At 41.9% G+C, this 446-nt stretch carries 1 pseudogene; it reads left to right on the top strand.

The window, feature by feature from the left end:
• Positions 1 to 48: 48 nt before the first annotated feature.
• Positions 49 to 446 (top strand): annotated as a pseudogene (locus ACLF5H_RS37350) (hypothetical protein); the annotation flags it as partial.

The following is a 446-nucleotide window of genomic DNA, read 5'->3' on the forward strand; positions in this document are numbered from 1 at the left end:
CAACTGATCCAGAAATGTCGCTATGAACGCAATGCCTACAACAAACGCATGCTTCAGCTGCAACTGATCCAACAGACAGAACCTGCCAAACGCAATGCACTGCAACAAAACATCCTCAAGCTCCATCAAAAACATGACATCGATGCCTACTTTGCCATGCACGATGCACTGGATGAGATCCTCAAAACACAACGCCACCAGACCGCAGCGAAAAACCTGAATCAGAAAATAGAAAAAGCCCTGAATCCCGAACAACAACAGAAAAAACAAAGCCAGAAACAACAGAAAAAACGAGAAGACCAGATCAAATACTTTATAGGATCGCTTTATATCGAATCTTTGAGAAAGGCATCGATTAGTTTTTCACAGGATAATAGCGACTTAGATAAACTGGCCGACATGATTCATGCATATCTCAGTTTTAGACAGCTCAAAAGGAATCTTGG

The organism is Streptomyces sp. LaBMicrA B280, assembly GCF_049222185.1.
Classification (GTDB): Bacteria; Actinomycetota; Actinomycetes; order Streptomycetales; family Streptomycetaceae; genus Streptomyces; species Streptomyces murinus.